Source organism: Sporosarcina sp. NPDC096371, from assembly GCF_044762865.1.
Lineage (GTDB): Bacteria > Bacillota > Bacilli > Bacillales_A > Planococcaceae > Sporosarcina.
The window spans coordinates 358,741-372,228 of sequence record NZ_JBIWFE010000001.1 but is presented as its reverse complement, the minus strand read 5'-3'; the positions used below and the strand labels follow the sequence as shown (position 1 = coordinate 372,228).

The following is a 13,488-nucleotide window of genomic DNA, read 5'->3' as shown; positions in this document are numbered from 1 at the left end:
GAGATACCTTTATGGCATCTCGTTTTTTATTCAAATTAGCTGTTACACCAAAACATTGTTTACACTTTCTGATCCATTCCATCACGAATGATTTTCACCGCATTTTTCTCTAACCTTGAAATTTGTGCCTGTGAGATACCTAATTCTTTAGCAATCTCCGTCTGCGTTTGTCCTAAATAAAATCGTTTAGAAAGAATCGTCTGTTGCCGTTCGTCCATTTCAGAAACAGTCTCCTTCACAGAAACATACGTCAACCAACGTTCTTCTGAGACCGTTTTATCTTGCAGTTGATCCATCATATAGACGGGATCCCCACCGTCACTGTTAATCGGTTCGTGAAGGGACATTGGATCTTGAATTGCATCCAACGCAAACAAAATGTCATCCGCAGGTATTCCGGTCGCTTCCGACAAATCTGAAATGCGTGGTTCTTTCTGATTGTCATTGATAAACTGTTCTTTTGCCCTGATTGCCTTATACGCAATATCCCGCAGTGATCTTGATACGCGTATTGAATGATGATCACGTAGATGTCGTTTAATTTCCCCGACAATCATTGGGACTGCATACGTTGAAAACCGTACATTATGTTTCAAATCAAAGTTGTCAATCGATTTCAGTAAGCCGATGCAACCGACTTGAAATAAATCATCCGCTTGTTCGCCCCTGTACGCAAATCTTTGCACTAAACTTAAGACAAGTCGTAAATTGCCAATCACAAGCTCTTCCCTTGCGGAATGATCTCCACTTTGTAGCCTGATAAACGTTGCTTTCATCACTTCATTCGTGAGTAATGGCAATTCGGACGTATCGATTCCGCATATTTCTACTCTTGTACGCACCATTCGCTCTTCCTCCGCATTCTGTAGATGACTGTAAAAAGTAGTGTGTCCGCAGTCGTCCAGAATATGCGAAAAACCGGTTCTCCAATTTCAACCATCACACAATCGAATGATTTAATCTTTCTCGTAAATCCATAATAATTTTCTTTTCAAGTCGTGAAATATAGGACTGGGAAATGCCTAGTAATTCCGCAACTTCTTTTTGCGTCATTTCCACTTGTCCTGTCAAACCAAAGCGACACTCCATGATATAACGCTCACGTTCGTCAAGCGTACCGATTGCCTCAATCATATGTTGACGTTCAATTTTCTTTTCAACATCATCAATAATTATATGTTCATCTGTACCTAGAATATCGGATAGTAGTAATTCATTGCCATCGGCATCAGAATTTAGCGGTTCGTCAAAAGAAATTTCCGATCGAGTTCTGTTTGTTTTTCTCAAATGCATAAGAATTTCATTTTCAATACAACGAGATGCATACGTAGCCAATTTAATATTTTTATCGATTTTGAATGTCTCAATTGCTTTGATTAACCCGATTGCACCGATACTGATTAAGTCTTCGATATGTGTATTGGTATTATCAAAACGGCGAGCGATGTAAACAACTAAGCGGAGATTTTTTTCAATGAGCGTGTCACGTGCATTCATGTCACCTTCCATAAAAGCATGAATCGTTTTTGCTTCTTCTTCACGCGTTAATGGTTTCGGCAGTGATTCGTGGCCTCCGATATAGTATGTGCCATTTTTCTGTTTAAAAAAACTGGCAAGTACCGACACCCATTTCTTCAACTCACGTAGCATGTACAGCTCCCCTTTCTTAACTTGCATTTCTTCTGCTTAAGCATGTTTGCCTGCGGCGGAAGTCACAAATTTTGAACTGCGCCGGGGCGTAAATCATGTAGTGATTCCATTGCAGATACATGTAAAATGGCTTCTGCACCGTCTGGATAACGACGGTCATTTTTGGTCAGTACAATATAACCGGGTTGTAGCGTATTGCCTGCTCCAATTGTCCATTGATCGAATTTTAAACCTACCGCCCACGACCGTCCTTGAATCGTCATTAAACGTATTAACCGGATTGATCTCTGATAGTTATCAGGAAACCCCGCTAGCGAAGGAGTGCCCTGCGGATCCCAGGCAAGCATTGATTCCTTCAAATCCTCTGGCAAATGCTTTTCCACCGCCTTTAGTGCTATAAAATGGACTGGTGCGCCTGATAACGGCTCAGTACAGCTATTGCCCGAGTCAATGAATACATCTATCGGGATATCCCCTCCAAAAATATGGAGGGTGGATGACGATTTCAGTTCTGAAACATGACGTGCTGTCCTCACATCCAACCATTTCTTGTTCATGAAATAGAGGGCAACATACGCCACCACCGCATAGCTTAGGACGTTTAGCGACGAACTGACCGTCTGAATACGAAAGTGGAACGCAGTTAATAATCCGCCAGCAAATACTGCTCCAACCAATACCATTGCCGCAGATTTCTTCCATGGTTCAAAAGCTTTGCCAAATGCGCAGAGCGTCATGCCCATAAAAGACAACACAACAGCGATGGCGGACGATGGAAAAATGGTGACAGGCAATGCACCTACAAAGGAGGCGAACAATAAGCGTCCGCGGGCGGCTTGAACGTTTCCCACTTTGTTAGCAAATGATAAGATAGCATAATTAAACAGCATATTTACTCCAACAATGAGTTCCCCGTACATAGACCGTCCTCCTTGCAACCTACGATAGCATCTATCTGTCGCAATGTTTGTCGGAACGAAGGCCATAAAAAAAAAAGAAATCGACAGTATTCGATGCATAATAGAACAATAGCGCTGGAGCATAGACGCAAAGTCTATATATCGGGATTTTATAAGCAATAAAAAAAGCTTTCCAAAAGTATACATACACTTTTGGAAAGCTTTTAATTGTTCTTTATCGTTATCGACGACGATTACGCAAAAACGTCGGGATATCAAGCGCATCATCTTGTTGGGTACTCTGTTGCTGACGCGCCGGTTCTGGTTGTTGGAACTGTGGTGCTTCTTCTCTGCGTTCACGTATAGGTGATGCAGGCTGTTCAGGTTGCGAACGGCTTGTCCCAAGGCCTGTGCCTCTTGAAGGTCGTGCTGACATTAGCTGTACCTCGCTAAAGCCTGTTGCAATAACTGTGACAATAATCTCATCTTTCAAATCGTCATTGATGATAGAACCGAAGATCATATTCACATCTTCATCAGATGCAGAAGCTACAATATCGGCTGCTTCCTGAACTTCAAACAAACTTAAATTTGAACCGCCTGTTATATTCATGATTACACCTTTTGCACCGTCAATTGATGTTTCTAACAACGGGCTCGATATAGCTTTCTTCGCTGCTTCAGCTGCTCGGCTTTCTCCCGTAGACATCCCAATCCCCATAAGCGCAGAACCTTTGTTCGACATAATAGTCTTTACATCAGCAAAATCCAAGTTAATGAGACCCGGAGTCGCTATTAAATCAGAAATGCCTTGAACCCCTTGACGAAGGACATTATCCGCTTCACGGAACGCTTCTAGCATCGGCGTGTTTTTATCTACAATTTCTAGTAATTTATCATTCGGAATAACGATTAACGTGTCCACAGACTCTTTCATCGCAGTGATTCCACCAATTGCCTGTGTAGAACGTTTACGTCCTTCAAATGTAAACGGTTTTGTCACAACACCTACAGTCAATGCTCCAAGATCCTTTGCAATTTGTGAGATAACAGGAGCGGCGCCAGTTCCAGTTCCACCGCCCATGCCAGCAGTCACAAATACCATATCTGCTCCACGTAAAACTTCTTCTAGCTGCTCTTTACTTTCTTCAGCAGCTTTTTTACCAACTTCCGGATTTGCACCCGCTCCAAGTCCGCGCGTCAGTTTACCGCCAATTTGCAATTTCACTTCAGCACTTGATAGGTTGAGAGCTTGTGCATCTGTATTGACTGCAATAAACTCTACACCCCGTACACCATGTTCAATCATCCGATTTACAGCATTATTACCACCGCCGCCAACACCGATTACTTTGATAACCGCAAGGTCGTCGACATTCGTATCAAATTCCAGCATCGTCTCTCCTCCTCATCCAATTAACCTACAAAACTGTTATTTATCCTATCACTCAAAGAAATTATCAAACACTTTCTTCGCTTTATCGAAAAGACCAGGCTTCTTTTCCTTACTTTGTTCAACTGGCTTTTTCTTATTACTTTGGGCTGGTACATGATTGTCAAGTGCTGCTACTGTTTCGGATTCCGATACATGTCCAAAATAGGCATCTTGCATATGTGCGTAGCGTATCAGACCTACCGCCGTCGTGTACATTGGCTCCCGAACACCGATATATTCTGGTGTGTGGATACGGACTCTAGTTTTCAATACATGTCTAGCAAGCTGCAAAATACCATCGAGCTTCGTAATGCCTCCAGTTAGGACGACACCACCTGGTAAATCGCGTATACCCATCCGGTAGAACTCCTCCAAGATAAGATCGAAAAGTTCTTCTAGCCGAACACCGATGATTTCCGATATGTATCGTTGGCTGTACTGATCCTTTGAATCCGCACCAATGACAGGTACTTCAAATAATTCATCATCGGAAGCATCATCCGAATAAGCATGGCCATATTGATGTTTGATTTTTCTAGCCTGTTCGGTTGGCGTTTTTAATATGATCGATAAATCTTTTGTAATATGATCCCCGCCAACAGGAATGACTGCCGTCGCCATAAGACGATTTTCACCGAATATGGCAATCGTCGTAGAACCACCACCAATATCGATGAATGCTGTCCCATGATTTTTTTCATCATTCGTCAAAGCAAATGTTCCCGCCGCCAGCGGTTGCAGATAAATTTCACGAATGGTTAGACCTGCCCGTTCAACACATCGTAAAATATTGTGAACTAACGTTTTAGATGTAGTAATTAGCGTTCCATCCATCTCTAGACGAACACCAATCATGCCGCGCGGATCCGTAATCTCATCATAATCATCCACAATAAATTGTTTTGGAATAATATTGACGATTTCCCGTTCGGGTGGCACGGACATTACTTGTGCTGATTTCATGACGCGTTCCAAGTCATCGTCTGTAATTTCACGGTTTTCCGAGTTGACCGCCACGACACCTTTCACGTCTTGCAATGAAATACCATTTGCAGGGATACCAAGAATAACTTCGCGAATTTGCATCCCAATCATCCGCTCTGCTTGGTCAACCGCCTTACGAATGGATTGAACTGTTGCGTCAATATCGATGATCGTTCCTTTTCGAATCCCAGCTGATTGGACATTGCCGACTCCAATCACGTGCAAGGATCCACTATCCACTTCACCGATTAATACTTTAACTGTCGAAGAACCTATATCAAGTGATACATATAATTCTGATTGGCTCAAGCTAGCACCTCCCATTGCAACTCTTGCATAATACTTTAATAACACTTATCTCTTATTCTATTGTATCACAGGTGCATTGTCTAAATATTTTCGACATCCATTGCTCAAATCCTCTATTCTGACGGATTTGTATTGGAATGTTTACCCCGCTCCGCCCATTTCGAAAGTAAAATCCTTCGAATAACGGCGATATTTTGGAATAACCTGACGCCAAATGCGAATACCGCCGCTAGATACAAGTCGACTCCCAGATGCACCCCTAGGAACGCCAGGACAGCCGCTAGGACGATGTTGAAGAAGAATCCCGTCACGAACACCTTATCATCGTACACTTGCTGTAAATGAGCCCTGATACCTCCAAACAATGTATCGAGGGCGGCGAGTACAGCAATCGATAAGTAATTGCCATATATTTGTGGAATTTGTATATCCGATAATAAACCAAGTGAAATCCCGAGTATAAGCCCGAGTAATGGCAACCACATAGTTATTCCCCTTTCGGCAATTCCTTTAAATATTGATTGTATAATTTTTCTGGAAAGCCGCGGATCTCAATTGACGCTTCCGGTTTTCTAATATCAAGAAGAAGATTATCAAGATAAAAATCATCATGAATTGGCGAGGCCGCTAAATAATTGTACATCTTTTCACTTTCCGTTAACGAAGCGGAAATAATTTTCATCGTGAAAGGCGGTGTCGATACATTCAATCCATTAACCGTCGTTATGCCATTAATATCTCTTATCGAACTCAACGTTGTAAATCGTTTACCATCAATTTCAAGGGTGAAACCATTGTAACGATTCACTTCATTCACGAAACGTGTCAGGAGATCCGGAGAAATACCAGTAATGGGCGTACCAAATGCAACACTTTCTGCTGAGGGCCGTACCTCAATCACAATTCCCGGTCCTTCAACATCTGTCATACCCGCTTGCCGATAAAGGTTGTCCACCGTTTCAGCAAGTGCTTTTCCTGTATTCTCATCACTTAGCGATTTATAGGTATTGATGGTTTTATCTAGTTCACGAATTTCGGATAGTAGTTCGGAGTGAAACTGCTTTTCCGTTGAAAGTTCATGGCGAATCGTCCAAATATCTCGCGTATCACGTTCCTCGGGGGTTTTCATGGAATTATATTGGATCGCTATCATAAACCCGACGATTAGCAAGATAAATGTGAACTTCCAATGTATAACTTTTTTCATCCACTCTGCCCCCTATCCATTTTTCAGCCCTCGGTCCTCAATGCAGATAAATGGATTTCCTTCAGTTGTTCAGTTGTCACAACGATGTTATCCCGGACCAAGCTATCAATTACCCCACCCTTTAAACTCAGAGCAGAAGACAATACATGCATATCCCCAATCGCCTCAATCACAAATGGCGCTGGGAAAGTCTTACCGTCAATCGTAATCACAGGGCCTGTACATTTTATATACGAATTAGACGTTATTCTTTGTCCATTGATCGCTAATCCTTGCGCTCCGGAGATTCTTAGTTCATTAACAACCCGAAAAATATGGCTTTCATGAACAATGTAATCATTTGGATTTTGTTCCACCGGATCATAATCAGCATCTTTCAAGGTAATTTTGACGCCTTGTCCGACAGCTGGGATTACACCAAGCAGCAAGCGAAGGTCTTGTGCTTCTTCAACGAGATCAGCATGATCTTCCTCTCTTGTGGAAAAAGAACGTTCATACGTACGTATCTCCTCCTGCTTGGCGGCGATTTCATCAGTTAACTCCTTATTTCGCTCTTGTTGCCTTATTAAATTTTCTCGATACTTTTCTTCGTTTAAAGACGTCTGGAATTGCGCGCCATCCATTTCCTCATGCGTACCACCGAGTGTGCGATAGGAGAACGCGAGGATGAAACCGAGCACGAGAAAGACGACAGAAAAAAGAATATGCCTTCCTCTCTTCTTGTATTCCTCATTCGACTTCTTCGTCAACCGATTCAGCCTCCTCTTCCACAAGTCCGTATTCTTTACTAAATGGAATAAAGAATGTCCCGACCTCCATATCAATCACACCTTTTTCATACCCTTTCAATTGAGCGGTGATCTCTGGATAGAAGTCCATTTTTTCTGCAAAAGTGGAAATGACCGCTCGTACCTCAAACCCATCATCCATATAAACCGTGATGCGATCTGTATCTTCTGCCGTCCCATCAAAAATGATTTCAGATACTATTTGATAGACATTGTCTTCCATTTTCAATAACTGCGCAGTGATTCGTTTTCGACTAGCTTCGTCACTAAAATTATTTAATATAGGGACTTCCGCATCCAATGGTAACATCTCGACCGGAAATATCTTACCATTTTCCAGCAGTAAGTTATATTGGCCAGCCTTTTCTATATAAGCGACCGTCTCCCATTCTGTGATGACAATTTCGATATTCCGCAACCACTTCCGCGAAACCTCTACATGTTGTACCCCATTAATGGCACTCATTGTTTCTTCGATTTTCGCTGTCCGAAAACTCCATAGGGGGCTGTCCGCTGTAAGGCCACTCTGTTCTTTGTAAAATGACGTCTCATGGAGATTCGCACCGCTCACAGTAACTTCCCCTATTTTACTAAATGGTGATTGGAAATAGAGGATAGCGAGGAGCGCAACAACAAACACAGTCAACATGAACAGGAATTTCTTATTCGTCCTTCTACGACGCTTCTCGCGCATAGAAGGAATCCGCTCCTCAATATCAATGACTTTGTCCATTTTGGCTCCCCCTCTCTCAACTTGAATGATGACGCGTTGTAAAGTGCATAATGGTTCCGGCTGCCATCCACGTCGTCATCAACGATGAACCTCCATAACTGATAAAAGGCAATGTAACACCCGTTACGGGCAAAAGCCCCGATACTACACCGACATTTAGAAATGTTTGAAAGATAATCATTGATCCCATACCTGCCACCATAAGAAACGCATAACGTCCTTTTGTTCGAATCGCAATGCCGAATGTGGTCAACAACAACACGGCGAATAACAATATGACCACCGTTGCTCCAACAAATCCTGTTTCTTCCGCAATAATTGAAAAGATGAAATCATTTTGGGGCTCTGGCAAATATAAATACTTCTGACGACTATTGCCGTAACCATGCCCCAACAAACCGCCTGGCGCGATAGCAAACAGCGACTGAATCCCTTGGAAGCCTTTACCGAGCGGGTCACTCCAAGGATCGATATAGGATTTAATACGGTCCAATCGGTAAGGTGCTGACGCGATCAGTGCGACAAAAGCCGCAAGCCCCCCCGCTCCGAGAAATGCAAAAAATTTCAGTGGATAACCGGCAATGAACAAAATGACAAAAGCAGAGACAATCATAATAACCGCCGAGCCCAAATCAGGTTGTAGCATGATTAAACCAAATGGCAGAAGAATGAGTCCGAAATGACTAAACCGGAAGATCCCTTTTCCACTTGTGGTATTCATGCTACATGCCAGTTTCCCAATAAGTGCAACTTTAATGAATTCAGCGGGCTGTATACTAAAAGGCCCTAAGGCAATCCAACTCTGTGACCCATTCCGTACCGCACCAATGCCCGGTATAAGAACTGCCACAAGCAACAGAATTGCCGCGTAATAGAACAACGTCCACATTTTGGGGTTCGATGTCAGCGGACTTGTCATAATGACAACCGCAATCCCAATCGATACTGCCATATAAATGCCTTGTTTCACGATGAACGGCAAAGAATCCGTATAATGGACAGCACCCCAATACGAACCCGCCGAATGGACAAAGGCCAATCCTATGAATGACAGCGCCACGGCCGAAACGATAAATAACGTTTTCAACTTACCTTCCAGTGAACGCATCCTTCCGCAAATTTGCTTAATTGTATATATTGGTAAAAATTTGCCAACACTTACTTTATAGCTGCATGACTGCCTCTATGAATTGATCCCCTCGCGCCTCAAAACTAGGGTACTGATCCCAACTTGCGCAAGCCGGCGACAATAAGATAATATCCCCTGACTCCGTAAGTGGATACGCCTTCTGCACGGCATCCGTGACATTATCGGCCCGTATTATTTTTTGAATTCCGCAGGATTCAGCAAAGGTGGCAAATTTCTCAGCGGTCTCACCAAGTACAACTACAGCTTTGCTGTTAGCCATATAGGGTCTTAATTCCTCAAAGGATTGCCCACGATCCAGTCCACCCGCAAGAAGAATTGTCGGCACATTGAACGCTGCCAATGCACTTTTTGTAGCGAGCGTGTTCGTTGCTTTTGAATCATTGTAAAACTTACGGCCTTTCAATTCTTTAACGAATTGCATTCGATGTCGAACACCCGTAAAGGAACTGAGTACATTTTCGATTGCTGTTTTGTCACAGCCCGAAAGGATTGCAGCTGCAGTTGCGGCAAGAATATTTTCTAAATTATGCAGACCCGGTAACTTGATGACGGATCGATTTACATAAGGTTCCCCATTCCAGTATATTTGCTCATCATCTGCCGATATACCGTGTGTTTTCATGCCAGTAAGTGAAAAAGGAACTTTTTTAGCATCAGAACGAAGTGCATAATTTCGAAGTTCAGGCTGATCATCATTGTAAATAAAGTAATCCTCTGGAGTTTGATTGCTCGATATTGCAGACTTTGCAAGAGCATACGCCTCAGACGATCCGTGATAATCCAGATGAGCATCATACAAATTCGTCCAAATGGCGATACTAGGTCGGAACGTCTCTGTTCCCATTAGTTGAAACGACGAAGCTTCTAATACGATAATATTATCTCTCGTCGCTTCTTCGGCAACTGCACATGATACTGTACCAATGTTTCCAGCAATTAGCGGATGCTTACCACCAATATTTAGCATATGGTACAGCAATGTTGTCGTCGTCGTTTTACCATTAGATCCTGTAATCGCTATGATTGGCGCTTCACTGATCCTGGATGTGAGTTCTATTTCTGTCCATACAGGAATTTTTTTCTTAAGTGCTTCTGCAACAACCAGATTGCTGTATGGGATTCCTGGGTTCTTCACGACAAGATCAAAGCCTTCATCGAGAATTCCCGAAGGATGACCACCGCAGATGACTTGAATTCCTTCTAAGCGTAGAGCGGCAGCTTCTTCATTACCTTCATCCGGTGAAGCATCATTTACTGTCACATGCGCCCCAGCGCTATGTAACAGTTTGGATGCAGCGAAACCACTTTTCGCAAGACCAAGTACAAGCACTTTCATTCCGTTGAACTGATCGACATTTTTCACTTACATCACCTCCAACAAGACAGGGATAATAGCTGCCAAAAGCGCAATTCCCCAAAAAACAATCACAATTTTCCACTCTGACCAACGCGATAATTCGAAATGATGGTGAATTGGGGTCATTTTGAAAACCCGCTTACCAGTCGTTTTAAAACTAATCACCTGAATAATGACAGAAAGCGTTTCGATTACATAGACGATCCCAATAAGAAGTAAAAGGAATTCCTGTTTGATCAATACTGATAACATGGCGAGTGTACCGCCAAGTGCCAATGATCCGGTATCCCCCATAAATACTTTTGCTGGTTTGACATTAAAAATAAGAAAACCAAGCATTGCGCCCGAAACGACAAAAGCAAATAATGCGATATCATGCTGACCATAAAGCAATGCAAGAACACCAAATGCACCGAAAGCAATTGACGACGAACCTCCAACAAGCCCATCCAATCCGTCTGTCAAATTTACAGCATTGGAGAAACCAACAAGCCAGAAAATAAGAAAGCCAACGTAAAACACACCCAATTCCATTTCAAAACTCGTGAATGGAATTTGTACTGCCGTGTCAAAAGGTCCTAATTTCAGAAGGAAGAATGCGATGACGGCAACGATAATCTGACCGATTAGCTTTTGGATTGAGGTCAATCCTAGATTCCGTTTTAATACGACGATTATGAAATCATCTAGAAAACCAATGATGCCAAAACCAACGAGAACGAGCAAAAGCACGATCGTTTGAGTTGTCATAACATCGTATATGTATGAAAGGGCAAGCGTGGAAATAATGATGGAACCGATAAAAATAAGCCCCCCCATCGTAGGTGTACCCGCTTTTTTCTGATGGGTTTTCGGTCCTTCCTCGCGAATGCTTTGCCCAAACTTCAATCTTCTGAGGGCAGGGATGATAACAAATCCCAGTAGTGCTGAAATAATGAATGCAACGGCAATGGCCGTTAGAATTGTGACGAGTGTCATACTTTTTTCTCCTTCTATCTCCCAAAACAGCTTTTATAAACTGCCCCAGACTCTTCATTTGGAAATTTTACTCTGTATATACGTGAATAACATCATCGACCGTAATGAGTGTGTCAGCAGCAGGTATTTGGAATTTTACTTTTTCCCCAGAACCATGCCATTCCAGACGGTACGTATATAATGTACCCGTGATTTGCTTTTTGGTCATACCTGTCAAATCAGGTGCCCGATGAGTCATCTCATCGCCCCATTTGTATAACTTTTCAAGTTGATCTTCCCGCTTTGTAATGCCTGCTAGTGGGGCTATTTCTTCCATGATTCGACCGACAATAGGGGCTGCAATAACGCCACCAAATTGTGTTGCATTTTTCGGACTGTCAACAGCGACATAGACAAGTAATTCGGGATCATCTGCCGGGGCAAAACCTATAAATGACACAATATAATCCCCGTCTTTATATTTCCCATCAACAACCTTCTGTGCAGTCCCCGTCTTTCCTCCAACCCGTAACCCATCAACAAAAGCTTTACCGCCAGAGCCATTGGCAACAACCGATTCCAGCGCTTCCCTTACTTGCTTGGAAGTTTCGTCACTAACGACTCGCCTTTGCATCTCTGGTTCGAATAATTGAAGCGTCTTGCCTTTATCATCTGTTATTTCTTTGACAATATACGGACGATATAAGTAACCACCGTTTATTGCCGCTGCGACCGCTTGCACTTGTTGAATCGGCGTTACCGAAATCCCTTGGCCAAATGAAGTTGTTGCCTGTTCTACAGGACCAAAGTTCTTTTCAGTAAAAAGAATTCCTTTTGATTCTCCGGCAATTCCCGACCCTGTCGATTGTCCAAAACCGAAGTCACGGATATATTTATTCAGTTTTTCGGGGCCTAAACGCTGACCAATTTCCACAAATCCTGGGTTACATGAATTCTCGACAACTTGGAGGAATGTTTGATCCTTATGTCCTGCCCTTTTCCAACAACGAAGCCTCGCATTGGCAACCTTCACATAACCCGGATCATAAAATTGATCATGTTGGAGATCAACGACCTTTTCTTCAAGTCCCGCCGCAAGCGTAATAATTTTAAATGTTGAACCTGGCTCAAACGTCATCCAAACAGGTAAATTTCGATTGTAAATACTTGGATCCACATTTTGATAATGAGCAGGATCAAAAGTCGGCGCTGAGGCAAGCGACAGTATTTCTCCCGTTTTCGGATTCATGATTATCCCAAGCGCTTGGGTAGCATCGTACTTTTCCATCGCCTGTAACAATTCGCGCTCCAAGACTCTCTGCATCCCTAAGTCAATTGTCAACCCAACGTTCGCGCCCTTGCCACCTGTCTTAAAACCATCGTCGACATGTGGTAGCGGGATTCCTTTGGCATCTGTATACAAACGGATTTTATCGCCCGTTCCGCTCAATATTTGATTGTATGCGTATTCGATACCCGCCAATCCATCATTGTCATATCCGGTAAAGCCAATCAGCCGTGATAACAACTCACCATTTGGATAATTCCTAACAAAATCTACCCCTGTATACAACCCATCGATTTGTAAAAGTGCAATCTCATCGGCTTGCTCTTTAGTAATATTTTTTCCTTCAGGCGCCAATTTCACCATATAATCCGCTTTGTCCATCTTCTCTTCTAATTTTGCCGCATCCATACCAAGAATGGGCGCCAATTGCGCTGCCGCACTGGCTACCTCAGGATTTTGTGCGGGCATGAAATATAAAGTTGGTGCTAACCTACTTCCAACAATAAGATTCCCTTTTCGATCCACAATATCCCCGCGCATCCCGCCAAACGGAATTTCACGATCCCAGTTTTCTTCTGCACGTCCTTTCAGTAATTCATGCCTAATAATTTGTACATGGAATAGTTTACCGACGACCATTATAAGCAAAATGATAAAGATAACAAAGACTGCTCTTAATCTTTTTTTAGATTGTAAACCGATAAAAGTCCGCAGTGCCTACACCTCTTGTT

13 protein-coding genes are annotated in these 13,488 nt (G+C 42.8%); all 13 read right to left on the bottom strand.

The annotated features are described in order from the left end of the window. Positions 1 to 59 precede the first annotated feature (59 nt). Positions 60 to 845: an RNA polymerase sporulation sigma factor SigG gene (sigG, locus tag ACIQ0H_RS01685; RefSeq protein ID WP_403409988.1), complete on the bottom strand. Its 786-nt coding sequence runs from the start codon at positions 843 to 845 to the stop codon at positions 60 to 62. Positions 846 to 939: 94 nt separating this feature from the next. After that, positions 940 to 1,650, bottom strand: a complete 711-nt coding sequence (sigE, locus tag ACIQ0H_RS01680; protein WP_403409985.1) for an RNA polymerase sporulation sigma factor SigE — start codon at positions 1,648 to 1,650, stop codon at positions 940 to 942. A gap of 62 nt (positions 1,651 to 1,712) precedes the next feature. Next, complete coding sequence (locus ACIQ0H_RS01675) at positions 1,713 to 2,570, bottom strand: sigma-E processing peptidase SpoIIGA (RefSeq protein ID WP_403409982.1); 858 nt, start codon at positions 2,568 to 2,570, stop codon at positions 1,713 to 1,715. Positions 2,571 to 2,790: 220 nt separating this feature from the next. Further along, positions 2,791 to 3,945, bottom strand: a complete 1,155-nt coding sequence (ftsZ, locus tag ACIQ0H_RS01670; RefSeq protein ID WP_403409979.1) for a cell division protein FtsZ — start codon at positions 3,943 to 3,945, stop codon at positions 2,791 to 2,793. 48 nt (positions 3,946 to 3,993) lie between these two features. Beyond that, positions 3,994 to 5,277, bottom strand: coding sequence for a cell division protein FtsA (ftsA, locus tag ACIQ0H_RS01665; RefSeq protein WP_403409976.1), 1,284 nt, complete (start codon positions 5,275 to 5,277; stop codon positions 3,994 to 3,996). 113 nt (positions 5,278 to 5,390) lie between these two features. Continuing rightward, positions 5,391 to 5,762, bottom strand: coding sequence for a small basic family protein (locus tag ACIQ0H_RS01660; protein WP_403409973.1), 372 nt, complete (start codon positions 5,760 to 5,762; stop codon positions 5,391 to 5,393). A 2-nt stretch (positions 5,763 to 5,764) separates the two neighbouring features. Further along, positions 5,765 to 6,484 carry a DUF881 domain-containing protein gene (locus ACIQ0H_RS01655; protein ID WP_403409971.1) on the bottom strand — a complete coding sequence of 240 codons (720 nt, stop codon included), beginning with the start codon at positions 6,482 to 6,484 and terminating at the stop codon, positions 5,765 to 5,767. A 23-nt stretch (positions 6,485 to 6,507) separates the two neighbouring features. Continuing rightward, positions 6,508 to 7,233 carry a DUF881 domain-containing protein gene (locus ACIQ0H_RS01650; RefSeq protein WP_403409969.1) on the bottom strand — a complete coding sequence of 242 codons (726 nt, stop codon included), beginning with the start codon at positions 7,231 to 7,233 and terminating at the stop codon, positions 6,508 to 6,510. Then, the gene (locus ACIQ0H_RS01645; RefSeq protein WP_403409966.1) at positions 7,214 to 8,005 is read right to left on the bottom strand and encodes a cell division protein FtsQ/DivIB; all 792 of its coding nucleotides are present in this window, start codon (positions 8,003 to 8,005) and stop codon (positions 7,214 to 7,216) included. The genes ACIQ0H_RS01650 and ACIQ0H_RS01645 overlap by 20 nt, the downstream gene beginning before the upstream one ends. A 16-nt stretch (positions 8,006 to 8,021) precedes the next feature. Continuing rightward, positions 8,022 to 9,113 (bottom strand): putative lipid II flippase FtsW, encoded by a 1,092-nt coding sequence (ftsW, locus tag ACIQ0H_RS01640; protein ID WP_403409963.1) that lies wholly within the window; start codon positions 9,111 to 9,113, stop codon positions 8,022 to 8,024. Between the two features lie 55 nt (positions 9,114 to 9,168). Beyond that, entirely contained in the window at positions 9,169 to 10,518 is a 1,350-nt protein-coding gene (murD, locus tag ACIQ0H_RS01635) for a UDP-N-acetylmuramoyl-L-alanine--D-glutamate ligase (protein WP_403409960.1), read from the bottom strand. Then, a complete protein-coding gene (gene mraY / locus ACIQ0H_RS01630) occupies positions 10,519 to 11,490 on the bottom strand; it encodes a phospho-N-acetylmuramoyl-pentapeptide-transferase (RefSeq protein ID WP_403409957.1) in 972 nt (323 codons plus the stop codon). Between the two features lie 67 nt (positions 11,491 to 11,557). Continuing rightward, positions 11,558 to 13,471 carry a penicillin-binding transpeptidase domain-containing protein gene (locus tag ACIQ0H_RS01625; RefSeq protein ID WP_483882531.1) on the bottom strand — a complete coding sequence of 638 codons (1,914 nt, stop codon included), beginning with the start codon at positions 13,469 to 13,471 and terminating at the stop codon, positions 11,558 to 11,560. Positions 13,472 to 13,488: the final 17 nt, after the last annotated feature.

Coding starts and splice junctions, on each gene's coding strand:
- ACIQ0H_RS01660 (WP_403409973.1), bottom strand. CDS start 5,762: ATGTGGTTGCCATTACTCGGGCTTATACTCGGGATTTCACTTGGTTTA.
- ftsZ (WP_403409979.1), bottom strand. CDS start 3,945: ATGCTGGAATTTGATACGAATGTCGACGACCTTGCGGTTATCAAAGTA.
- sigG (WP_403409988.1), bottom strand. CDS start 845: ATGGTGCGTACAAGAGTAGAAATATGCGGAATCGATACGTCCGAATTG.
- ACIQ0H_RS01655 (WP_403409971.1), bottom strand. CDS start 6,484: ATGAAAAAAGTTATACATTGGAAGTTCACATTTATCTTGCTAATCGTC.
- ACIQ0H_RS01675 (WP_403409982.1), bottom strand. CDS start 2,570: ATGTACGGGGAACTCATTGTTGGAGTAAATATGCTGTTTAATTATGCT.
- ACIQ0H_RS01645 (WP_403409966.1), bottom strand. CDS start 8,005: ATGGACAAAGTCATTGATATTGAGGAGCGGATTCCTTCTATGCGCGAG.
- sigE (WP_403409985.1), bottom strand. CDS start 1,650: ATGCTACGTGAGTTGAAGAAATGGGTGTCGGTACTTGCCAGTTTTTTT.
- ftsW (WP_403409963.1), bottom strand. CDS start 9,113: ATGCGTTCACTGGAAGGTAAGTTGAAAACGTTATTTATCGTTTCGGCC.
- mraY (WP_403409957.1), bottom strand. CDS start 11,490: ATGACACTCGTCACAATTCTAACGGCCATTGCCGTTGCATTCATTATT.